We start from the raw sequence: 22,535 nt of genomic DNA, 5'->3' as shown, positions 1-22,535 counted from the left end.
CGGGGGGCCGGCATGAGGTGGGTGACGATCGCCGGCTTCGTGCTGTGCGGCCTCCTGATGGTGGCGCTCGTCGTCCAGTCCCGGCGCCGCCCCGACCGGATCGCGCCGGTCGGCAGCCTCCTCGACCGCGTGATGGCCGACCGCGCGGCGCGGGTCGCCATCCTGTTGTTCTGGTGGTGGATCGGCTGGCACTTCCTGGTCACGCCGCCGACCGTCTGACTAGTTGTTGCCCTTCGTGCAGGTCTGCTGCGCGGCCGTCTGGCCGGTGATGTTGGAGGGCAGATCGACCGCGCCGGACGAGTTCGTCGGAGCGGGCGTCCCGGTGCCGGTCGGGGTCGCCGGCGCGGCCGGGGGCTGGGTCGTGGTGGGCGTCGGAGTCGCCGTCGCGCTGGGGTCCTCCGCGGCGCGCCCGGTCGAGCCGGTCAGGGTCACCGGCTGGTCGTTGACCAGCGCGTTGTTGAGCGCGGTGGAGGCCTCCTCGTCCGGGATGACGCGGTTGACGTTCTGCGGATCGGACACGGCCGGATACTGCAGGAAGACCATGTTCTGCAGCCCGGTGTCCTTCAGCGCGAGCGCGATCTCCACCAGCGTCGTCGGGTTGGTGAGCGTCTCGGACGGCGTGACGTTCTGCACGGCGGCCTTGGCGAGCGCGTAGAGCTGCACCGGGTTGGCGAGCACTCCCCCGCTGACGATCTTGCGCGCGAGCGCGGAGAGGAAGACCTGCTGGTTGGAGATGCGGCCGAGGTCGCTGCCGTCCCCGACGCCGTGCCGGCTGCGCAGGAACGAGAGCGCCTGATCCCCCACGAGCGTGCTCTCCCCCGCCGGGAGGTTGAGCGGCGGGTTGGTGTAGTCGTCCTTCACCTTCGACGCCAGGCACACCGTCACGCCGCCGACGGCCGTGGACATCGCGCTCACGCCGTCGAAGTTGATGACGGCTCCGAACGGGATCGTCACGCCGGTGAGCTTCTCGACCGTCAGCACGACGCAGGCCAGCCCGCCGCGCGACAGCGTCGTGTTGAACTGCGCGTAGGACGACCCGCTCACAGTGTCCTTGCCGTCCGGTGTCGGGCAGGTCGGGATGCGCACCATGAGGTCGCGCGGGAAGCTGACCACCATCATGCTCTTGTGGTCCTGCGCGATGTGCAGCAGCATCGTGACGTCGTTGTTGCCCTCGCCCGTGCTGGCGTCCTGCTCCGCGGCGGAGTTGTAGACGCCGCCGAGACCGCTGCGGGTGTCGGTGCCCGCCAGCAACAGGTTGACGCCGCCCGGGATGGCCCCCACGTTCGGGATGTCCTGCGGGATGGGCGTGTGCCCAGGCAGCGTGACGAGGGTGACGCCGTGCTTGACCGACCGTGCGACATCCCACACCGCGTACGCGGCCACCGAGAAGCTGCTGACCACGACCACCGCGACGACGCCCGCGAGCAGCTTGAGGAGGGACGCGACCAGCCTCCGCCTGGGTAGCCTCCCGTGCCGCACCGGCGCGGGCCCGCGGGCACGCTGCTGACGGCGAGGCAGGTCGGTCATGCGGATCCCCCGGTGCGGTTCGAAGAACGGATTGGGTGAATCCTAAGCGATGGCCGCTTTCCGGCGGTGCGAGGGCACGCGGCATCACGGGTGAAAGCCAAGACGATTCCCGCGCCTCCCGCTGGTGATCGCGGCCCGTCACATCCCCGAAGAATCCCGTATTCCCGCGCCGGAGCGTCGGAATGACGCGGTGCTACGGTCACGTCCCTGACGACCGCGAGGCCGTCCGAGACACACCAAGGGAGAGCAATGACGCAGCAAGCCGCCGCGCCCGTGAAGCGCGGAATGTCCAGGAGAACCAAGGCGGTGGTCGGCCTCGGCGCCGTCGTCGCCATCGCGGCCGGGGTCACCGCCGCCGCCTTCACCGATTTCGCGAACCTGAACCTCGGGGCGAACGGGATCGGCGCCGATCAGTACAACATCCAGGTGGTCGACACCGACCCCGTCACCGGTGCGCAGATCCCCGGCTCGTGGCAGGAGGCCGACACTCCGGCCGGCGCGCCGATCGAGCTGGTCGGAGCGAACACGCTCTTCCCCGGGAGCACGCCGATCTCGGTCGACATCCCGGTCAGGAACGCCTCGGCGACGCTGAACTCGACGCTGTCGCTCGGGCTCCTGCAGCTCCCGGACACCGCCACGGACATCACCGATCCGAACTACCTGGCCAGCCTGCGGTTCACGATCACGCAGCCGGCGACCTCCCTGGGGGCGACGCCGATCAGCGTGACCGACCAGACGTACGCCCAGCTCAGCACCCTCGTGCTCAACGGCCTCGCCGCCGGCGAGCAGTCGGACGTCACGATCGAGGTGCGTCTGCTCACCCAGGCGGAGTCGGGGTCCACGTACACCGACAACGACCTGAACGGATCCAAGGCCTACATCCAGGCTCAGTTCAACGGCACCTCGACTCCCTGACCTGATGCCCTCATCCACCATGCCGGCGCGTCGGTGGCGTCGTCCTGCACTGTCGCTGGTGGGAGTCTGCGTCGCCTCGGCGATCGCCGTCACCGCCGCCAGCACCGTGAACTGGACCGACGTCACCGTCGCGCTGGACGGAACCGACAACACCTTCGATCTGCAGGTGGCGGGCAGCGACCTGCCCGGCTGGGCGCCCACCGCCGCCGAATGGCGGCAGGGCCGTCCCGACCCGGTCGTGGTCGCGCTGCCGGCCACGATGCTCGAACCCGGTTCGTCCGTCCAGGCCCGGGTGGCCGTCCGCAACAACAGCCCGCGACTCGCCGGAGCGATCAGCGTCCACCTGGTCGACCCGGCGTCCCCCAACGCGCTGTTCCCCGAGCTGCGGTTCACCATCTCCGAAGGAGGCCACGTGTACGCGGCTGCAGTACCGCCCACCGGCGCGGCGGACATCCCGCTCACCGGGGCCACCGCGCCCGGCGGCGACCGGGTGCTGGACGTCGAGGTCACCCTTCCGGCCGACGCTCCCGCGTCGGTGATCGGGGCGACGACCCCCATCCAGCTCATGTTCACGGGAGAGAGCCTGTGAGCGGGCGGCGGGTCCGCTCCCGGGGCACACGACCCCGGCGCGGTGCGCTGGCCGCGACCGGGCTCCTGGGTCTCAGCGTCGTCCTCGGCGCCTCCGCGATCGGCACCACCTCCGCCGCCTTCACCGATCAGTCGGTGCCAGGCCTCGGCACGAACGGCGCCATCGGCGGCGGCTACAACATCGCGTTCCTCGACGCGGGAGGGGCCGTCCAGGAGGGCAACCCCACCCCGTTCGCGCTCGACAGCTCGGGAAGCGGAACCATCACGCTCGCGTCGGCCGCGGCGGTGGACATGCAGGTCGTCACGACGACCCCGGCCACCGGCCCCGTCCGCATCACGCTCTACAATGCGTACTCCGGCAGCAGGCCGAGCGATCCGGGCGCAACAGGCCCGGGCGCCGACCCCTACGACTACGCGCTCTACACGGTCTCGGTCGACGGGACAGCGGTCGCGAGCGCGTCCACCGCCGCCGCGATCAACGCGTCCCCGCCCGTCGTCACAGGCTGGAGCCCGTCCGTGCCCAAGACCATCGAGGTGCAGGTGTCCCTGCCGCACGCCGTCGGGAACGCCTACGTCTTCAACCGGACCCTCGTGCTCGGCGTCCGCTTCGACGGGAGCACCTCGTGAGGCGCGCCGTCATCGTCGCCGCCGCCGCGCTGCTCAGCCTGGGCGGCGCCCTGCCGGCCGCCGCCGTGCCGGCCTCGGGTCAGCCAGGGACCGCGCAACTCGTGACCGTGCAGATGCCGGGGCCGGGCCACCAGAGCGAGTGGTCGACCACGGTGCGGAACCCCGCGTCCTCCCCGTCGACGGTCTCCCTCGCGGTGCTGGACGTCACGGGCGGCGCCTCCGCGATCGACGACGCGTTGCAGGTCAGTGTGCGGGTCGACGGCGTGACCGTGATCCCGCAGACCCCGCTGCGCCGGCTGATCGGGGGCGACGCCGTCCCGCTCGGAACGGTCGCGGGCGGAGGCGTCAAGACGGTCTCCGGCGACGTCGTCCTCTCCTCGGCCGCGGGAAACGAGTACCAGGGGCTGAGCGCGCAGTTCACGCTCCGGCTCAGCTCGCTGGAGGCGGCCCCGGCCCCACCGCTCGCCGACACCGGGCTCACGGTCATCGGCGTCGGCGTCCCGCTCGCCCTCATCGTCGCGGGCGTCCTGCTCCGACTCCGCCGTCGAAAGGCCGGTGAACAGGTATGAAACACCCATCGATGGATCGAACCACACGGCCCAGACGTCCGATCCGCAGACGCACCGCGCCTCGCGTCGCCGGCCTCGTCGGCCTCGTCGCCGTCGCGTTCGCCGCGCTCGCTGTGGTGCCGCCCACGACCGCCGCCTACATGGACACCGCCCAGGCCCAGACCTCAGCGGACCAGTCGCCGCTGCTCACCCAGACGACGCGGATGGTCCCGACGAAGACCTACCTCGCCAACACCGCGACAGCGATCCAGGACGACGGCACTCTCTGGGTGTGGGGCTTCCGCGGGAACGGCCTCGCCGGGAACGGGACGTTGACCGTCCCGTCCACCGCGCCGCCGACACCCGTGATCCTCCCGAACACCGGCTACACCGGCCAGAATCACCGCTACATCGTGCGCGTCGCCGGGACGAGCCTCGACGACTACTACCCCACCGACATCAACTACACCGGGATGGCCGCGCTGTCCGACGACGGCCAGGTCTACACGTGGGGAGGCAGCAGCACGAACAATGTGATGGGACGCCCCAGCTCGCCGATCCCGTACACGCAGCCCGGTCCGGTCTCCATCCCCGGCACCGTCGTGGACCTGCGCTCGTCGTCCGGCGTCTTCATGGCGCTCACCAGCACCGGGGACCTCTACACCTGGGGGTACGCGCAGGCGCGCGGGATCACCGGCCAGGGCACCCCGACCGCGTCCTCGCCGACGCCGTCCCTGATCATGTCCGGCGTGCACAGCATCGGCGCCGGGATGTGGAACGGCTGGGCGATCCGCGGCAACTTCAACCCCAACGACACGACAACCGGCGTCTTCTGGTGGGGCTGGGCGAACGCGGGATCGTCGTACGCGTCCGACCCGTCAGGGGACAACCTGGGCGTGAACCGGAACGCCCCGTTCCGGTCGACCATCCTGTCGGCGTTCGCGCAGTCCGGGTGCGACACCGTCGGCGTCGTCATGGGCTCCGCCGGCGACACCTGCACGATCACTTCGCTCACCGGCCATTACTTCGGCAACCAGCTCGTCTTCGACGGCGGTCACATGGTGACGTGGGGTGACGCGAACAACCAAGGCACTGGTCGCCCGTACGTCTCCGGCGCCGTCAGCGCGCAGCCGCTAGCGCTGACGCTGCCCAACAACGACACCGTCGCAGCGGTCGCACCCAGTGAGGACTACGTCCAAGTGCTCGGCGCATCCGGTCAGGTCTACATCTACGGCCGCTATTCGTTCGGCCGGGGGCCCGACCCTACCCTCGGCACGCCCTCGACGACGAACATCGTCACTCCTGCGCAGATCGTTCCACTCGGCAGCACCGTCACAGCCGTCGGCTCGTTCGGCTACTCCGGCACCGCGGTGAACGCCGATGGCTCTTACGTCAACTGGGGCGGCGGGACCGCGGGAGGGAACAACAACACGTACTCGTCCATCATCAACAGCTGGGGCGCGAACACCACCCCGACGAACGCCGTCCAGGGGCTGACGACCATGATTCCGCCGGGGTCGTGATGAAGCACAGGAAGACAACGAGAAGACGGATCGCGCTGGCCACCCTCTCCGCCGGCACGCTGGTGGTGACCGCCACCCTGGTCACGGCCGGACAGACCATGAGCGCCTTCACGGACGCAGCCATGCTCAACGTCGGCCCGGAGGGCATCGGCTCCGCGCAGTTCGACATCGTCTCCGTCCTCCCGGGCGAGCAGGTCGCCGAAGCGCTCCCGGGCCAGGGCATGACGGTGCCGATCGCCGGCGACGACAGCTTCGTCCCCGGCCGCACGGTCACGGTGAACCTCGGGGTGGCGAACAACAGCGCCGACCTCGCCGCCGCCGTGACGGTCGCCGTCAAGCCGTCGGACCCGGCCGGCTACGGCCAGGCGGGCAGCAGTCCCAACATCACCGGGTTCCTCCGCGTCACCGTCGTGGACACGACGACAGGGCAGCTCCTGGTCGGTAGAAGCGCGACGGACCCCACCCAGGGCGTCCCGGTCGCGAGCGCATCGGGCGTGATCGGCCGGCTCGCGCCCCGCGGAGCGCCCGCGCTCACCGATGGGAGCGCGTGGGTGGCCGGTGACGCCGGCAGCCGGCACGACCTCGCCATCAGCCTCTACTACGTGGACTCTCCGCCCACCGTCGCCTACAACTTCGGTCAGACCGCATTGGAGGTGGAGTTCGATGGCGCGTCGACGTCGTGAACGCCCCCGTCGCTCGCTGTGGCAGTGGTTCGGCTCGGCCCTGCTCACGTTCTCGGCCGTCCTCGGCGCGATCGCGATCGTGACCGTCGCCGTCTGCGCAGTGTTCGGCCTGCGCCCTGTGGTCGTGATCTCCGGATCGATGGAGCCCACGCTGCCGGTCGGGTCGCTGGTCTTCTACCGCACCGTCCCCGCGACACAGGTCGTGAAGGGGGACATCGTGACGGTCCCACGGCAGGACGGCGCCACGGGCCTCATCACGCACCGGGTCAAAGAGATCACAACGAAGGGCGGCGTCACCACGCTGCGCCTGAAAGGCGACGCCAACGCGACAGAGGACCCCTTGCCGTACGTGGTCTCGTCGGTGGGCAGCTTCGTCGGCGTCGTCCCGGTGGCCGGAACGATCGCGCTCGCAGCCAGGACTCCGTTGGGCATCGCGGCGGTGGCGACGTACGTCGCTGCGCTGGTCGCGGTGATCGTGTTCGGGCGACGGCGGGAGAAGGCGCCGTCGCGGCACACGGCGCCGGCGACTCACCGGCCCGCGTCGTAGTGGGCCGTGACCTGGGCCTGGGTGAACACGGTGGAGTAGGCGGCCGCGAATCGCATGGTGCCGTGGAAGAAGTACGAGGGTGTCGGTGCGGCCCAGCCGGTGAGGTTGTCGTAGCCGAACCTCCAGTAGCCGAAGTAGGACCAGGAGGTCGTCACGGTCGCGTCGGAGGCGACCAGGCTGCCGTTGAGGTAGAGCCGCATCCCGGTCGCGGGTGAGAACGTGGCGACCGCGTGGTACCAGGTGCCCGTGCTGAGCACGGTCGGCGCCGTGATGGTGTGCTTGACGTCGCTGGAGTCGAGCGCGCCGAAAACGAGGTTGCGGGTGTTGTCGATGAACAGCTGCCGGTCGGTCGTGAGCGGGAACGAGGCGGTGATGCTGTCGCCGAAGCCGACGAGCTTCCCTCCCGTCGACAGAGTGAGGAACCAGACCTCGAGCGTGTACTGGGCCGGCGCGAGCCGTGACGTGGCGGTCGTGATGTAGCTCGCGGTCGCGCGGGGCTGCCAGGCCGTGCCGGAGTCGCGCGGGCACGCGTCGGCTGCCGTGAGGGTCGTGGTGGTCATCGGCCCGCGATAGGTGCCGGTGTTCGCGGTGCCGGAGATGTCGCTCGCGGTGGTGGAGCCTGCCGCCTCGGTGAGCGGGAGCGCGACCAGCGGGCCGAGGGCGGGGTCGCTGATCGCCGCCCGGCAGGTGAAGTAGGGGGCGGTGCCGGCAGTGTTCGTGGTGTTCGCCACTTGCGCGAGGAAGCCGCCCGACGTGGACGGCACGACTCCGAACACGATGGCGACCGCGACGATGACCGCGAGCCCCACGGCGCCCGGCCAGCCGACGGACAGGCGGCGGATGACGCGTGCGGTGGGCGTCATGCTGTCGCCTCCCCCAGCCTCGGCTTCCCCTGGGGCCGCTCGGCCGGCTTCGCCCCCTCGGACTGCGGCTCCTCGCCGGGCAGCCCGACGATCAGGCACCAGAGGAGCGGTGCTGCGCACACGATGCCGACGATGATCCAGCCGAGGAGGCTGAAGGTGGGCGTGGCGGCGAGGTGGTAGTAGCCGTCGTCGGCGAGGCGGGGCACGTGGACTGAGCCGACCTGCCCGCTGACCAGGTCCACGCCGGTGCCGCCGAGGGCCTGCACGTGGATGGGGAGCAGGCCGGTGGACACGAGCGTCGCGTTGGCCCCGCGGTGGGTGGACTGGGTGGCAAGGACCATCAAGCCGACGAACGGACGGACGATCGCGGCCGTAACGGCGAACACCAGGCTCGCACCGATGACGCGCAGCGGCGCCCGCCAGCGCGCGGTGGCGAACCACCCGGTGAGCGCCCACACGAGCAACCCGCCGACGAAGAGGAAGGGCAGGGAGCGGATGAGCCAGCCCCAGCCGGGGAGGACCGCGGCCGCCTTTCCCACCAGGTCGTGTCCGCTGAGCTGCCACGGGTCGGTGGCGCCGTTGATGTCGCCGCGGGTGATGAGCTTCCCGGCGGGAGTGATGTCCCTCACCCGGTGCGTGTAGGTCTCGTCCGGGGAGGTCGGCGGGTGGAAGGTGATGACGTCACCGACGTGCACGGCGGAGGCGGGGACGGGAGTCGTGATGACGAGCGTGCCGACGGGGGCGGTCCGGCCCATCGACGGAGACTCGACGATGAACCAGCGCCACCCCGTGCTCCAGAACGCGGCAAGGATCGCGATCACGACCGCGATCAGGACGCCGGCCAGGCCGGCAGCGATGATCGCTGCGGGGACTGCGGGGGTGCGGGTGGGGACGTTCATGGTGTTGACGGCGGTGCAGCGCGACGGGGGCATCACGCTGCACCGCCTGGCCCTTCGGGTAGGGATGCGGAACGGAACTCAGCTGGCGAATGCCCAGGTCAGCGGCAGCGACGCCTGCAGGCCCTGGTAGGTGTTGTCCGCCGTCGAGGCGAGCGTCACAGCGAACGTGAACGGCACGGTCGTGCCCGCCGCCACCGGCGTCGCCAGCGCGAACGGCGCGTGCCCGGCGAGAGCCGCCACCGTGCCGGAGTAGACGGTGGTCGCACCGGAGGTGATGACCACCGAAAGCTTGGCGCACAGGTCGGTCGCGGTGCCGTTCGCGGCGCCGTTCGCCGACTGGGTGCAGGTCGCGCCCGGGGTCAGCGTGAAGGTGTTCGCCGGCACCGTGCCGGTGTTCGTGATGGTGATGTTCGTCGAGACCGCAGTGCCGGGCACCATGGCCATATTGCCGCCGAACTTGTTGATGGTCGAGCAGGTGGCGGCGTTCGTCGACACCGAGCCGCCGTTCGTGCTGAGGCAGGTGATGGTGCCGGTGGAGTCCTTCTCCTGCATGACGAGCGCACCGGTGCCGGCCGTGTTCGTGGTGTTGGTGATGCTCGCCACGAACCCGGACAGGGTCCCGGTGAGGCTGAGCGCGAGCAGCACGGTTCCCACCGCTCCTGCGATGAGGGCCAGCGGCGTCAGCCGGCGACGCTTCCTGCTGCTCGATTCGGTGATGGTCATGGTCGTTCCTTTACGGGTGTCGAAGACTGCGGGTTGGAGCTTCGCGTAAAGAGATCGCCTGACAGCGTGAGAATGACGCAGCGCGGCCGAAGAAGAAACGAAAAAGGCCGACAACCGCGTGATCACGCGGATGTCGGCCTTCCGACGGTGGATCTGAGGGTGTCTGGGTTCACGACATAGGTGACAGTTGATAGGTGACACGTGAGTCGCGTCATAGGAGACAGTCGCTCTCGTGTCGAAGAACCGGGTCGCCGTGTTGAAGGTCGTGTCCGAGCAGCTCACCGTCTCCGCGGCGGCTGCCGAGTTCGGGATGAGCCGCCAGCATCTGCATCGGCTTCTGACCCGTTACCGTGAGGGCGGTTTGGACGCGGTCGAGCCACGATCCCGGGCACCCCACACCAGTCCGCACCGTGCCTCGGAGGAGGTGCGCAACCGAATCGTGCAGCTGCGGCAAGAGCTGACCGGGAACGGGTTGGATGCAGGGCCGGTCACCATCTCCTGGCACCTCGGCCACGAAGGCCTCACCGCGCCAGCCGTCTCGACCATCCGGCGCATCCTCCACGAGGCCGGGCTCGTGGTGCCCGAGCCGCGCAAACGACCCCGCTCCAGTTACGTCCGCTTCCAAGCCGCGCAACCCAACGAGACCTGGCAGTCCGACTTCACCCACTGGCGCCTGGCCGACGGCACCGATGCCGAGATCCTGAACTGGCTCGACGACCACTCCCGCTACCTGCTGGCCTGCACCGCCCACACCCCGGTCACCGGCGATGACGTCGTCGCTACTTTCCTCGCCGCGACCGAGGAAAACGGCGTCCCCGCCTCCACTCTCACCGACAACGGACGGGTTTACACCGCCCGCTTCGGCGGCGGCCGCAACGCCTTCGAATACCTGCTGCCACTCCTGGGCGTCACCCAGAAGAACGGCTCACCAGGCCACCCGCAAACCCAAGGCAAGATCGAACGCTTCCACCAAACGCAGAAACGGTGGCTCGCCGCCCGCCCCGCCGCCATAACCCTGGCCGACCTGCAGCAGCAACTCGACACCTTTCGCGACCACTACAACGAACACCGCCCCCACCGCGCCCTGCGCGGATCAACACCCGGCACCGCCTACCGCGCCACTCCGAAAGCGCTCCCCGCCGACGCGCGCACCCCCGGCCACTACCGAATCCGCTACGACCACGTCGACCAGCACGGCAAGATCAGCCTCCGCCGCGCCGGCCGCATGCACCACCTCGGCATCGGCGCGAACCACCGCGGCACCCGCATCCTCGCAATGCTCGACGACACCACCGTCACCGTCATCGCCCTACACACCGGCGAGGTGCTCTCCACCCACACCATCGACCCCACCCGAAGCAACTGGCGCAACCAACAGAGAGAGCCCGGCCGATGGCCGGGCTCTCTCTGAGTAACCAATGTCGCGACTCATCTGGAACATATGTCCCGACTCATCACATGGCGGAGAATGGGGGATTCGAACCCCCGAGGGCTTGCACCCAACACGCTTTCCAAGCGTGCGCCATAGGCCACTAGGCGAATTCTCCTGGGACGCCATCACCTTGCGGGCGACGGCTCACAATATCTTAGCGGACGCCGGAGGTCCCGCTGTGCACGGCCTCCCAGTCCGACCCGCTACACTGGTTCGCGGCTCCCCACGTGGCGCCATCCAGGCCAACTCCCCCAGGGCGGAAACGCAGCAAGGGTAACCGGGCTCTGGCGGGTGCGTGGGGGGTCTTTTTCGTGTTCAGGCACCCGTCACACGCGCCGCGTAGAGTGTGGGCAGCACAGCAGCTGACCATTGTTCTACGCTTCGTAGAATGACACTCCGACGAGTCGAGGTGCGGGTATGACCGAGCAGGAAGCCGTCGAGCACGGGATCGCCGAGCTCGCCTCCGAGGCGTTCGTGGTCGGGTTCCCGCTCGTGTTCGATCTGGAGCAGGTCGGGCGGTTCACCCGCGAGGGGCTCGGCGCGGTGCCGCCGACGCCGTTCAACGCGTTCGGGCACGCGCGCACGCTGGCCGGCCCGGAGACGACCTTCGTCTCGGTCAACAACGACACCCTGTACTCGATCGCGCAGCTCGACCTGAGCGTCGGGCCGGTCCGCCTCACCGTCCCCGCCGTCGGCGACCGGTACTACGTGCTCCAGTTCGTGGACGCCTGGACTAACAACTTCGCCTACGTCGGCACGCGGGCCACCGGCTCGTCGGCGGGTGAGTTCCTGCTCGTCCCGCCCGGCTGGGAGGACGAACGCGGAGACGAAGACCGAGGCGAATCCGCCGTCATCCGCTTCCCGACCCGGGTCGGCACGATCGTCGGGCGCTGGGCGGTCGCGGGGGAGGACGACCTCCCCGCCGTGCACGCCCTCCAGGACGCCACCGCGCTGACCCCGACGCTCGAGATGTTCGCGCCGCCTGCGGGCATCCCGGAGGTGGCGGCCGGCCCGACCGAGGCGCTGACCTTCTTCGAGCGGATGCGGGTGTGGTCGCAGGAGTTCCCTCCCGCCGACCACGACCGGGACGCGCTGGCGACGTACGAGCCGATCGGGCTCACGGGCGCGACTCCGATCGCCGAACTGCCGGAGGACGTCCGCGACGCGCTCGAGGAGGGGTACGCGGTCGGCAAGCAGGCGCTGGAGTCGTCGCTGCACACGACCGTGCCGACGACCGACGGCTGGCAGGTGAACCTCCACGTCTTCGACTACAACACCGACTTCTTCGAGGTCGGCGCGCTCGACGGCCGCGGCTGGCAGCTCACCGACTCGACCACCCGCTACGCCCGCCGGGCCGGCGCCGCCCTCGGCGGGCTGTGGGGCAACCACGGGTACGAGGCCGCGTACTTCCCGACCTACGTGGACGCCGCAGGCGAGCAGCTCAGCGGCGCCCATGTCTACCGGCTGCGCCTGAGCCCGACCCCGCCCGTTCACGCGTTCTGGTCGCTGACCATGTACGACCTCCCGCACTTCTTCCTGGTGACGAACCCGATCGGGCGGTACTCGATCGGCGACCGGACGCCAGGGATCGTGTACGACGACGACGGCGGGCTGACCATCACGATCAGCGCGACCCGGCCGGCCGACGCGAAGGCCGCCGCCAACTGGCTGCCCGCGCCGGAGGGGGAGTTCCGGCCGCTGCTGCGGCTGTACGCCCCCGGCCCCGCCGTGCTCGAGGGCAGCTACCGCCTCGCGCCGATCGAACGCGCAGACAGCATCGACAGCCCAAGCAGCATCGAAAGCGCAGACCGCGCAGACCGCAACACAGACGAGGAGACCCGCTGAAAGTGGCCCGTTCGCTCTACATCACCTCCGCGGAAGGACACACCGGCAAGTCGACGGTGGCGCTCGGCGTCCTGGAGTCGCTGCGGCACTCCGTCGAACGCGTCGGCGTGTTCCGGCCGATCGCGCGCTCCGCCGTCGAACGCGACTACGTGCTCGAGCTGCTGCTCGACCGGGTGACCGTCGACCTCGGCTACGAGGAGGCCATCGGCGTCACCTACGACGACGTGCACGCCGACGCCGACGCGGCGCTCGGCGAGATCGTCCGGCGTTTCCGGGAGGTGGAGGCGCGCAGCGACGCGGTCGTCATCCTCGGCTCCGACTACACCGACGTGGGCAGCCCGACCGAGCTCGGCTACAACGCGCGCATCGCCGCGAACCTCGGCGCGCCCGTGCTGCTGGTGCTGGGAGGCCGCATCGGCCAGGGCTTCGGCGAACGGCTGGGGCAGGCCGATCCGCGCTCGCCGGAGGAGCTGCGTCAGCTCGCGGAGCTCGCGCTCGCCGAGCTGCGCCAGGAGCACGCCGGCGTCATGGCGGTCATCGCCAACCGCGCGGACGGCGACCGGCTCGACGCGATCGTGGCCGCCGTCAGCGACGCGGTGCAGGCCGCGGGCCCCCCCGCCGCCTCCGGCCCCGAGCTGCCGCCGGTGTGGGCGATCCCCGAGGACCTCTTCCTGGTCGCCCCCAGCATCCGCTCGATCATGGAGGTCACCGACGCCGAGCTGATCGCGGGCGACGAGGCCCTGCTGGCGCGCGAGGCGCTCGGCGTCGTGGTCGCGGGCATGTCGATGAACAACGTGCTGCCGCGGCTCGCGGAGGGCGCGGTCGTTGTGGTGCCAGGCGACCGCACCGAGGTGCTGCTCGCCGTGTTGATGGCGAACGCGTCCGGCACCTTCCCGTCCATCGCGGGCATCGTCCTGAACGGCGGCTTCGACCTCCCCGAGCCGATCGAGCGCCTGCTCGCGGGCCTCCGCTCGCCGCTGCCGATCGTCCGCACACCGCTTCAGACCTACGACACCGTCGTGCGCATCACGCACGCGCGCGGCCGGCTCGCCGCCGACTCGCAGCGCAAGTACGACACGGCGCTCGCGCTGTTCGAGCGGCACGTGGACGCGGAGCGGCTGCTCGCCCTGCTCGACGTCTCCCGGCACGCGGTGGTCACGCCGCTCATGTTCGAGTACGACCTCATCGAGCGTGCCCGCGCCGCGGACAAGCACATCGTGCTGCCGGAGGGGGAGGACGACCGCATCCTGCGCGCCGCCGCCACCCTGCTGGCGCGCGGCGTCGCCCGCCTGACCATCCTCGGCGAGCCGTTCGAGGTGCGGTCGCGCGCGATCGAGCTCGGCGTCGACATCGGCAAGGCGGAGGTGCTCAGCCCGTTCGACGACGTGCTGCGGCTGCGGTTCGCGAACGAGTACGCGAAGCTGCGCGCGCACAAGGGCATCACCGTCGACCAGGCGGCGGACACCGTCACCGACGCCTCCTACTTCGGCACGATGATGGTGCACCTCGGCCTCGCCGACGGGATGGTGTCGGGCGCCGCGCACACGACGGCGCACACCATCCGCCCGGCGTTCGAGATCATCAAGACCACCCCCGGCGTCTCCGTGGTGTCGAGCGTGTTCCTGATGGCGCTGGCGGACCGGGTGCTGGTCTACGGCGACTGCGCCGTTGTGCCCGACCCGACGGCCGAGCAGCTCGCCGACATCGCCGTCTCGTCGGCGCGCACCGCGGAGCAGTTCGGCATCGACCCGCGCGTGGCCATGCTGTCGTACTCGACCGGCGACTCCGGAGCTGGCGCCGACGTGGACAAGGTGCGCACGGCGACCGAGCTGGTCCGGGAGCGCGCGCCGCAGCTCGCGGTCGCCGGCCCGATCCAGTACGACGCGGCGGCGGACGCAGCGGTCGCGGCGGCGAAGATGCCGGGCTCGCAGGTCGCCGGCCGCGCGACGGTGTTCATCTTCCCCGACCTCAACACCGGCAACAACACCTACAAGGCGGTGCAGCGCAGCGCGGGAGCGGTCGCGATCGGGCCGGTCCTCCAGGGCCTCCGTAAGCCGATCAACGACCTGTCCCGCGGAGCGACCGTCGACGACATCGTGGACACCGTGGCGATCACCGCGATCCAGGCGGCGCTGACATGAGCGCGGTCCTGGTGGTCAACAGCGGCTCGTCGTCGCTGAAGTACCAGCTCATCAACGCCGGGAGCGAGGAGGCGCTGGCCTCCGGACTCGTCGAGCGCATCGGGGAGCCCTCCGGCCACATCCGGCACACGGGACCGGGCGGCGCCTGGGAGACCACGCTCGCGATCCCGGACCACACCGCCGCCTTCCGGGTGATGCTCGACGCGTTCGCCGCCGAAGGCCCGAGCCTGGACGAGAACCCGCTCACCGCGGTCGGGCACAGGGTGGTCCACGGCGGCAAGCGGTTCTTCGAGCCGACGATCGTCACCGACCTGGTGGAGATCAACATCGAGGACCTCTCCGACCTCGCCCCGCTGCACAACCCGGCCAACCTGCAGGGCATCCGCGCGGCGAAGAAGGCGTTCCCCGACGTGGAGCACGTCGCGGTCTTCGACACGGCCTTCCACCAGACGCTCGCGCCGGAGGCGTACACGTACGCGATCGACGCCGCCCTCGCCGAGAAGCACAGGGTCCGCCGGTACGGCTTCCACGGCACTTCGCACAAGTACGTGGCGGCGGCGGCGGCGGAGTTCCTGGGCCGGCCGCTCGGCGAGCTGAAGCAGATCGTCCTGCACCTCGGCAACGGCGCGTCGGTCTGCGCCGTCGACGCCGGCCGCTCGGTCGACACCTCGATGGGGATGACGCCGCTGGAGGGGCTGGTCATGGGCACCCGGTCCGGCGACCTCGACCCCGCGGTGCTGCTGCACCTGGCCAGGCGCGCTGGGCTCGGCATCGACGACCTCGACGAGCTGCTCAACCGGCGCAGCGGCCTGCTCGGGCTCTCCGGCCACGGCGACATGCGGGACGTCCGCCACGCCGCTGAGTCGGGGGACGCCGCTGCGCGCCTCGCGCTCGACACCACGGTCCACCGGCTCAAGCACTACATCGGCGCCTACACGGCGGAGCTCGGCGGCCTCGACGTGCTGACCTTCACCGCGGGCGTCGGCGAGAACGACTTCCGGCTGCGCGCCGAGGTGTGCGCGGGCCTGAAGGTGCTCGGCATCCGCCTCGACCCCGAGCGCAACGCGAGCCCCTCCCATGACGCGCGGCTCATCTCCACCGACGACTCGCGGGTGGCCGTGCTCGTCGTGCCGACCGACGAGGAGCTGGAGATCGCCCGTCAGTCGCTGCAGGCGGTGGGCGCGGGCTGAGCGGACGGGTGCACCATGCGGCGGCGCGGCGACGGAGTCGGGCGGGACGGCAGGTCCACCCCGGAGTCCGCACTGCGGCCCGCGCTCGCCGCCTCGGTCGTCGCGGTGCTCGCGGTCGGCGCCGCGCTGGCGGGATGCGCCAATGACGGCGCCCAGGTCGGCCCGCACTTCATCACGCCGCCGCTGATCCGCTACAGCTCCGTGCTGTGGCCGGTCCCGCTGGAGCTGATCGACGCCGAGCCGGGGACCCGGGTGCGGATCACGGCCTCCCTCGACTCCTCCCGCGGCGCCTGGACGTCGGCCGCCAGCTACGACGTGGCCGGCGACGGGACGGTCGACCTCGCGCGCGACAAGCCGCTGTTCGCGCCGTTCACCGATCCGGACTCCGCCGGCCTGTTCTGGTCGCTGCGCGGCCCGGCGCTGGGCCCGGCCGACCTCGCCCAGCAGTGGATGCGCGACACGAACCAGGTGACGCTGACCGCGAGCGACGGCGACCGGGTCGTCGCCCGGCGCACCTTCCGGCTGGAAGGGCTGGGCGGCACGGTGGACGGCCGGACCGTCTTCACGCACGACCTCGCGTCGGCGGGCGCGGGCGTCGCGCTCCCGCCGCACGAGACACACGAGGACGTGCCGATCGGCCGGTTCTACGACGCGTCGTCCCTCGAGCGCCCGACCGGGCCTGCTGTGCTGATGTTCGACGATCCGACCCCGGGGGCGTCGGCGGACTTCACGGCGCCCCTCCTCTCGCAGTTCGGCGCCTCGGTGTTCGTCGTGCCGATGACGTCGGCGGACGGCGTGCACCTGTCCACGGTGACGGATGCCGGGACGATCTCGGCGATCCTGGACTGGCTGGACGGGCTCGCCTCGGTCGACGCGCGCCACGTCTTCGTCTACGGCACCGGGGCGTCGGAGCAGCTGGCGATCTGGGCGGCGAACCGGTTCCCCACCCGGCTGCACGGGCTGTTCGCGGGAGCCGGGCCTGCCGAGCTGCTCTGCCTCGCGGGATCGAGCGCGTCGCCGGTCTTCGAGCACGGCGTCGGCGTGCCCTGCGAGCGCAGCCCGGGCGTCGGGACGACGGCCGCGCCGCCGCTGGGCGTCGTGAACGGGCCGGTCATGCTGACCTGCGGCCAGGTCGACCACGTGTTCCCCGGCGCGTGCGCCGTGCAGCAGGAGCTGACCGCCACCAGGGCGCCGCGCGCGGGCGACAAGCTGCTCGTGGGCCTCGGCGCGGCGCACGCGGTCACGGTGCCGCCCGGCCTCCCCATCGCGCTGCCGGAGCCGGGCGACGGGTCCGGCGCCGGCGGCCAGGCGACCGAGCAGGCGCGGATCGCGTTCTGGAACGCGGTCGGGCAGCTGCTGCTGAGGGCGGTGCTGTCGTGAGGGGCCGGCTGCGCGCGCTCGCCGCCGCGGCCGCGATCGTCGCGGTCGCGGCCCTCGCCGGCTGCGTCGCACCGGCCGGCGGAGCCCGGATCGTGGTCGCGCGCTTCGGGAACGCCACCGCCGATCCGGTCGTCGTCTCGCTCACCGGCCTGACGCCGGGGGAGGACGTCGTCCTCCGCGCCACCGCGAGCACGACGGCGGGGACCTGGACCTCCCGCGCGCTCTACGCCGTCCCGCCCAGCGGCCGGGTCGACCTCTCCTCCCAGCAGCCGATCACCGCCCCGTACGTGCGGCCGGACGCCGCCGCGCCGTTCTGGAGCATGTCCGGCCCCTCCCTCAGCCAGTCGCAGCTCGAGCGCGCCTGGGCCGAGGGCCCTGTGCAGGTCGAGCTCACCGCCGAGCAGCAGGGCGCCAGGGCCGCCGTCGCCCGGGTGCCGCGCACGCCGCTGTCCGCCCAGAGCGTCGAGCGCGTCGTGACGGTGGACTCCCTCGCCAGAGCTGCCGACCCCACCAGTGCCGCCGCCCCCGCCGGCGCCGGGCTCTCCGCCGACCAGACCCAGGCGCTGCGGGCGGGCACGCTGTTCAGCCCGCTGCCAACGCTCGTGCATCCACGGCCCGGAGTCGTCCTCATCGACGGCGACGACGACGCCGCGTCCGGCGCCTTCGCCGCGCGCCGGATCGCCGCGATCGGCTTCCCCGTGCTCATGCTCCCCGCCTTCGGGCCGGAGGGGCAGATCCCCGGCTCGGCCGCCCTCTCGGTGGAGGCCTTCGACGCCGCGCGCGCCTGGCTCGCGCGGGACCCGGGCGTCGACCCGGACCACATCATCGTCTACGGCACCGGTCGCGCGGCCCCCCTCGCACTCTGGTTCGCGGCGAGCGAGCCGCAGACGGTCTACGGCGCCATCGCCGCGAGCGGACCGACCGCCGAGCTGTGCGCGTCGTCGTCCGGCGCGCCGACGCTGCTGAACGAGGGCCGTCCGGTGCCGTGCGCCAGCCCGAACAGCCGGATCGCGGACACGCCGATCCTGCCGCTGAACCGCATCCCGGGGCCGCTGCTGCTCGCCTGCGGAACGGCCGACGAGCAGCTCCCGAGCGCGTGCGAGTGGACCCGTGCAGGGGCGGACGAGCGCGGAGCGCGGGCGCTGGGGGAGACCCTGATCGCCCCGGGCTCGGCGCACGAGCTCAGCGCGCCGCCGATGCTGCCGATCGGACTCGACGGCCTCCCACCGGCCACGGCGCAGGCAACCGAGGACGCCAGGGTGGCATTCTGGTCGCGGGTGACCGCGTTGCTGGAAGGAGCCATCGGACCGTGAACCCCGCCAGGAGGACCCGCTTCGCCGCACGCCGCGTGCTCGCGGCGCTGGCCGGCGTCGTGCTCGCGGCGGTCGCGCTGGTGGGCTGCGGCGCACAGCAGGGCGCGGCGGGACCGCGCTTCGCGCTGAGCGCGAACCCGAGCCCGGTGTGGCAGCCGGTCGGCATCCAGGTCCTCGCGCTGCCGCCGGGGCAGGAGGTGACCATCCGTGCGTCGCTGGTGCCCGGCGGCCTGTGGTCGTCGCAGGCGGTCTACGCCGTGCCGGGCGACGGCGTGGTCGACCTCGCGCGGGACGTTCCGCTGGAGGCGCCGTTCACCGGCGCGGACGGAATGGGCCTGTTCTGGACGATGCGCAGCAGCACAGGGGAGGCGGCGACCTCCGACGTCACCTGGGGCGGGTCGTCGTTCTCTGTCGACCTCCAGGCCTCCGTCGGCGGCCGCAGGGTCGCCGAGACCCGGGTGCAGCGCACCGGGCTGTCGGTCGCGGCGCCGTCGCGCGCGGTGTTCGACGACGGCATCACCGGCGACTACTTCCAGCCGACGAGCTCGACGGAGGGCGTGCGGCCGGGGATCATCGTGTTCGACGGCACCGATCCGGGGGAGCCGACCGGCGTGCTCGTGTCGGCGACGCTGGCGGCCTTCGGCTTCCCGACGCTCGACCTCTCCACCTACGGCTCCGCCGGGCAGCTCGACCCGGTGCACAGCCTCCCCGCCGAGCGGTTCCTCTCCGCCCTGAGCTGGCTCAAGTCGCAGCCGGGAGTGGACGGCCAGCGGATCTTCACCTTCGGCGCCTCGCGCGGCGCGCAGCTCGCCCTCTGGGCCGCCTCCGCCTATCCGGGCACCGTCTACGGCGCGATCGCGCCGGGCGGCACCACCGGGCTGATCTGCCCGTCGCCGGTGCCGAGCCCGGCCGTGACGGTCGGCGGGGACTGGGTGCCGTGCACGACGGGGACCCACGACCCGGCGCCCGCTGCCGTGCTCGACATCCAGCGCATCCCCGGTCCCGTCGTGCTCGGCTGCGCCGGACGGGACGAGGAGCTCGCGAACAGCTGCGCCTGGCTGGAGGCCGGTGCGCGCAAGCGCCCCCTGGAGGAAGGCGACGCGTACCTGATCGCGCCAGCCGCGACGCACCTCTTCTACCTGCCGCCGTACACGCCGCTGCTGCTGCCGGCCGGCGCCGCCGCGCAGCCGACGGAGCGGGCGAGGGAGGCGCTCTGGGCGGACATCGTGGCCGCGCTGACGGCTCCGTCGTCGGTGCCGGGGCACTGACCGCGGGCCCCGCCGACCGCGCCCGCGCCGGAGTTCCCCGGAACGGCCGGAATGTCAGTCGCGGCAAGTAGCATGTGTGGGTGGTAACCGCTCTGTATCGCCGCTATCGGCCCGACACCTTCGCCGACATGATCGGCCAGTCGCAGGTGACCGAGCCGCTCATGACGGCGCTGCGCACCAACCGGGTCAACCACGCCTACCTGTTCTCCGGGCCGCGCGGCTGCGGCAAGACCACGTCGGCCCGCATCCTCGCCCGTTGCCTCAACTGCGCGGAGGGCCCCACCGACACCCCATGCGGAAAGTGCGAGAGCTGCGTCGAGCTGAGCCGCGACGGCTCCGGATCGCTCGATGTGGTCGAGATCGACGCCGCCAGCCACAACGGCGTGGACGACGCCCGCGACATCCGCGAGCGCGCCATCTTCGCCCCCGCCCGCGACCGCTACAAGATCTTCATCCTCGACGAGGCGCACATGGTCACGCCGCAGGGCTTCAACGCCCTGCTGAAGATCGTGGAGGAGCCGCCGGAGCACGTGAAGTTCATCTTCGCGACCACGGAGCCCGAGAAGGTCATCGGCACGATCCGCTCGCGCACCCACCACTACCCGTTCCGGCTCGTCCCGCCCGCGCAGATGCTGGAGTACGTCCAGCAGCTCTGCGACAGCGAGGGGATGACGGTCGCGCCGGGCGTGCTGCCCCTGGTGGTGCGCGCCGGAGGCGGCTCGCCGCGCGACACGCTGTCCCTGCTCGACCAGCTGATGGCCGGCTCCGAGGGCAGCAGCATCGAGTACGAGCGCGCCGTCGCCCTCCTCGGCTACACGCACGCCGCGCTGCTGGACGAGGTCATCGACGCCATCGCCGCGCGCGACGCGGCCGGCGCGTTCGCTGCCGTGGACCGCGTCATCCAGACCGGGCAGGACCCGCGGCGCTTCGTGGACGACCTGCTGGAGCGGCTGCGCGACCTGATCGTGGTCGCCGCGACGAGCGTCGACGGCGCTGCCGCGGTGCTGCGCGGCGTGCCGCAGGACGAGCTCGACCGGATGGGCGTGCAGGCGATGAAGTTCGGCGCGGCCGAGCTCAGCCGGGCCGCCGACATCGTGAACGCCGCGCTCACCGAGATGACCGGCGCGACCTCGCCGCGCCTGCACCTGGAGCTGATGATCGCGCGCGTGCTGGTGCCGTCGAGCGACGACAGCGAGCGTGGGGCATTGGCGCGTGTCGAGCGGCTGGAGCGGCGGGTCGGGGTGAGCGATGCGGGTGGGGCGCGGGAGGCTGCTGCGCCTGCGCCTGTGGCTGCTCCCGCTCGCGCTTCGGTGCCCGCGCCTGCTCCTTCTCCGGCGCCCGTGACTGCTCCTGCACCGGCTGCTTCGGCCCCGGTGGCCGCCTCGGTCCCGACGCCGGCCGCGCCGGAGCCCGTCGAGCCTCCCGCGAAGGCCGCGAAGGCCGCGAAGACCGCGGAGCCGACTCCGGCCCCGGCAGCTCCCGAGCCGGTGGCCGCGCCCGCGGCTCCCGCTGCGCCCGCGACCGTCGGCGCCGTCAGCACCCAGCAGGTCAAGGACTCCTGGCCGCAGATCCTCGACGCCGTGCAGCGCGCCAAGCGCAGCGCGTGGATGGTCGTGTTCACCGCACAGGTCCGCGCGCTGAACGACGACGTGCTGACGCTGTCGTTCCCGAGCGACAACGACGTGCAGAGCTTCCGCCAGCCGCAGGCGCAGGGCGGTCAGGGCGTGAGCGAGTACCTGCGCCAGGCGATCATCGACATCCTGGGCATCCGGGTCAAGTTCATCGCGCGCGCCGACGGCTCTCCTGCGGGTGGAGCGTCTCCGCGCCCGTCCGCGGGAGCGCCCTCCGCCCCCGAGGCGCCGACCTGGCCCGGAGCCGATGGGGACGGGTCCGCGACTGCCGCCCCTGCGCGCCCCGCTTCGTCGAAGGCGCCAGGCGCCCCGGCGTCGTCGGCTGCGCCCGCGTCGTCCACCGCTTCGGGTCCGGCGGCCTCCGTCACAGAGTGGGCGACGGTCGCGATCCCGGCGTCCGCGGCCGCCGCCGTCGCCACACTGGAACGTCCGCAGGTCGCTCCCGTGCGCACCCCCGCGCCTGCTGCCGTTCCGTCCGCGGCTCCCGCGACCGACGAGGTGCCGCCGGACGACCTGGAGGCGCCGGAGGAGATCGAGCCTCCCTACGAGTCAGAGGTGCCGGAAGAGCCCGAAGGCGACTGGGCGGCAGCGCCGTCCGCCGCCGAGACCGCCGTGACCTCCACCGCCACCCAGCGCGACGCAGTGCGTCCCGCCCCGGAGCGCCAGGCCGCCGAGCGCCCCGCTCCCGGACAGTCGGCTCCCCAGCGCCCTGCGACCGACCGCCCCGCCGCCACCCGTCCCGCCCCCGAGCGATCCGCCCCCGCCTCCGGCGCCCGCACGCCCACCTTCCAGGCCCCGCAGCGCTACGGCGAGGCGGTCGTCCGCGAGATCCTCGGCGCGCGCTTCCTGGAGGAGCAGCCCGCCCCTCCCATGAACGGCATGAGGTAACGCC

The 22,535-nt window shown here is 71.9% G+C and carries 20 protein-coding genes, 1 tRNA gene and 1 other RNA gene; 17 read left to right on the top strand and 5 right to left on the bottom strand.

The window, feature by feature from the left end:
- The first annotated feature begins 12 nt into the window (after positions 1-12).
- Positions 13-219 (top strand): DUF6186 family protein, encoded by a 207-nt coding sequence (locus ACFQ9V_RS01350; RefSeq protein WP_382457384.1) that lies wholly within the window; start codon positions 13-15, stop codon positions 217-219.
- Here the strand turns inward: ACFQ9V_RS01350 and ACFQ9V_RS01345 are convergent, their stop codons facing one another.
- On the bottom strand, positions 220-1,527 hold the full coding sequence (locus ACFQ9V_RS01345; RefSeq protein ID WP_382457383.1) for an LCP family protein: 1,308 nt from the start codon (positions 1,525-1,527) through the stop codon (positions 220-222). It abuts the gene before it with no gap.
- Positions 1,528-1,776: 249 nt separating this feature from the next.
- Between ACFQ9V_RS01345 and ACFQ9V_RS01340 the strand changes: the two genes are divergently transcribed.
- Genes ACFQ9V_RS01340 through ACFQ9V_RS01310 form a run of 7 tightly spaced genes read left to right on the top strand, consistent with a single transcriptional unit; the run spans position 1,777 to position 6,958 of the window.
- The gene (locus tag ACFQ9V_RS01340; RefSeq protein ID WP_382457382.1) at positions 1,777-2,442 is read left to right on the top strand and encodes a hypothetical protein; all 666 of its coding nucleotides are present in this window, start codon (positions 1,777-1,779) and stop codon (positions 2,440-2,442) included.
- 4 nt (positions 2,443-2,446) lie between these two features.
- Positions 2,447-3,031: a hypothetical protein gene (locus ACFQ9V_RS01335; protein WP_382457381.1), complete on the top strand. Its 585-nt coding sequence runs from the start codon at positions 2,447-2,449 to the stop codon at positions 3,029-3,031.
- Positions 3,028-3,657, top strand: coding sequence for a hypothetical protein (locus tag ACFQ9V_RS01330; protein WP_382457380.1), 630 nt, complete (start codon positions 3,028-3,030; stop codon positions 3,655-3,657). Before ACFQ9V_RS01335 ends, ACFQ9V_RS01330 begins: the two co-directional genes overlap by 4 nt.
- Positions 3,654-4,226 (top strand): hypothetical protein, encoded by a 573-nt coding sequence (locus ACFQ9V_RS01325; protein ID WP_382457379.1) that lies wholly within the window; start codon positions 3,654-3,656, stop codon positions 4,224-4,226. The genes ACFQ9V_RS01330 and ACFQ9V_RS01325 overlap by 4 nt, the downstream gene beginning before the upstream one ends.
- A gap of 11 nt (positions 4,227-4,237) precedes the next feature.
- Entirely contained in the window at positions 4,238-5,728 is a 1,491-nt protein-coding gene (locus ACFQ9V_RS01320; RefSeq protein ID WP_382457378.1) for a hypothetical protein, read from the top strand.
- On the top strand, positions 5,725-6,411 hold the full coding sequence (locus tag ACFQ9V_RS01315) for a hypothetical protein (protein WP_382457377.1): 687 nt from the start codon (positions 5,725-5,727) through the stop codon (positions 6,409-6,411). The genes ACFQ9V_RS01320 and ACFQ9V_RS01315 overlap by 4 nt, the downstream gene beginning before the upstream one ends.
- Entirely contained in the window at positions 6,392-6,958 is a 567-nt protein-coding gene (locus ACFQ9V_RS01310) for a signal peptidase I (RefSeq protein WP_382457376.1), read from the top strand. Before ACFQ9V_RS01315 ends, ACFQ9V_RS01310 begins: the two co-directional genes overlap by 20 nt.
- On the opposite strand, the gene ACFQ9V_RS01305 is transcribed toward ACFQ9V_RS01310, so the two are convergent.
- Genes ACFQ9V_RS01305 through ACFQ9V_RS01295 form a run of 3 tightly spaced genes read right to left on the bottom strand, consistent with a single transcriptional unit; the run spans position 6,940 to position 9,443 of the window.
- Complete coding sequence (locus ACFQ9V_RS01305; protein ID WP_382457375.1) at positions 6,940-7,821, bottom strand: LamG domain-containing protein; 882 nt, start codon at positions 7,819-7,821, stop codon at positions 6,940-6,942. The genes ACFQ9V_RS01310 and ACFQ9V_RS01305 overlap by 19 nt on opposite strands.
- A complete protein-coding gene (locus ACFQ9V_RS01300) occupies positions 7,818-8,753 on the bottom strand; it encodes a signal peptidase I (protein WP_382457548.1) in 936 nt (311 codons plus the stop codon). Before ACFQ9V_RS01300 ends, ACFQ9V_RS01305 begins: the two co-directional genes overlap by 4 nt.
- Before the next feature lie 45 nt (positions 8,754-8,798).
- A complete protein-coding gene (locus ACFQ9V_RS01295; RefSeq protein ID WP_382457374.1) occupies positions 8,799-9,443 on the bottom strand; it encodes a hypothetical protein in 645 nt (214 codons plus the stop codon).
- A gap of 232 nt (positions 9,444-9,675) precedes the next feature.
- On the opposite strand from ACFQ9V_RS01295, the gene ACFQ9V_RS01290 reads away from it, so the two are divergent.
- A complete protein-coding gene (locus ACFQ9V_RS01290; protein ID WP_382457373.1) occupies positions 9,676-10,854 on the top strand; it encodes an IS481 family transposase in 1,179 nt (392 codons plus the stop codon).
- Between the two features lie 48 nt (positions 10,855-10,902).
- Here the strand turns inward: ACFQ9V_RS01290 and ACFQ9V_RS01285 are convergent.
- Positions 10,903-10,990 (bottom strand) — tRNA-Ser (locus ACFQ9V_RS01285).
- Between the two features lie 99 nt (positions 10,991-11,089).
- Between ACFQ9V_RS01285 and ffs the strand changes: the two genes are divergently transcribed.
- The 8 genes from ffs (at position 11,090) to ACFQ9V_RS01245 (ending at position 22,531) form a co-directional block, all read left to right on the top strand.
- Positions 11,090-11,186, top strand: an RNA gene (gene ffs, locus ACFQ9V_RS01280) — signal recognition particle sRNA small type.
- Positions 11,187-11,292: 106 nt separating this feature from the next.
- A complete protein-coding gene (locus tag ACFQ9V_RS01275; RefSeq protein WP_382457372.1) occupies positions 11,293-12,720 on the top strand; it encodes a DUF1254 domain-containing protein in 1,428 nt (475 codons plus the stop codon).
- Between the two features lie 2 nt (positions 12,721-12,722).
- Positions 12,723-14,861, top strand: a complete 2,139-nt coding sequence (pta, locus tag ACFQ9V_RS01270) for a phosphate acetyltransferase (protein ID WP_382457371.1) — start codon at positions 12,723-12,725, stop codon at positions 14,859-14,861.
- Complete coding sequence (locus ACFQ9V_RS01265) at positions 14,858-16,051, top strand: acetate/propionate family kinase (RefSeq protein ID WP_382457370.1); 1,194 nt, start codon at positions 14,858-14,860, stop codon at positions 16,049-16,051. The genes pta and ACFQ9V_RS01265 overlap by 4 nt, the downstream gene beginning before the upstream one ends.
- Positions 16,052-16,066: 15 nt before the next feature.
- Entirely contained in the window at positions 16,067-17,431 is a 1,365-nt protein-coding gene (locus ACFQ9V_RS01260; RefSeq protein ID WP_382457369.1) for an acyl-CoA thioesterase/BAAT N-terminal domain-containing protein, read from the top strand.
- A complete protein-coding gene (locus ACFQ9V_RS01255; RefSeq protein WP_382457368.1) occupies positions 17,428-18,744 on the top strand; it encodes an acyl-CoA thioesterase/BAAT N-terminal domain-containing protein in 1,317 nt (438 codons plus the stop codon). The genes ACFQ9V_RS01260 and ACFQ9V_RS01255 overlap by 4 nt, the downstream gene beginning before the upstream one ends.
- Complete coding sequence (locus tag ACFQ9V_RS01250; protein ID WP_382457367.1) at positions 18,741-20,012, top strand: acyl-CoA thioesterase/BAAT N-terminal domain-containing protein; 1,272 nt, start codon at positions 18,741-18,743, stop codon at positions 20,010-20,012. Before ACFQ9V_RS01255 ends, ACFQ9V_RS01250 begins: the two co-directional genes overlap by 4 nt.
- An 80-nt stretch (positions 20,013-20,092) precedes the next feature.
- The gene (locus tag ACFQ9V_RS01245; RefSeq protein WP_382457366.1) at positions 20,093-22,531 is read left to right on the top strand and encodes a DNA polymerase III subunit gamma and tau; all 2,439 of its coding nucleotides are present in this window, start codon (positions 20,093-20,095) and stop codon (positions 22,529-22,531) included.
- The last annotated feature ends 4 nt before the right edge of the window (positions 22,532-22,535 follow it).

Origin of the sequence: Leifsonia sp. NPDC056665, assembly GCF_042791795.1 — a bacterium.
In the GTDB taxonomy this organism is placed as follows: Bacteria; Actinomycetota; Actinomycetes; order Actinomycetales; family Microbacteriaceae; genus Leifsonia.
The sequence above is the reverse complement of the archived record's forward strand: the minus strand, read 5'-3'. Positions and strand labels throughout refer to the sequence as shown.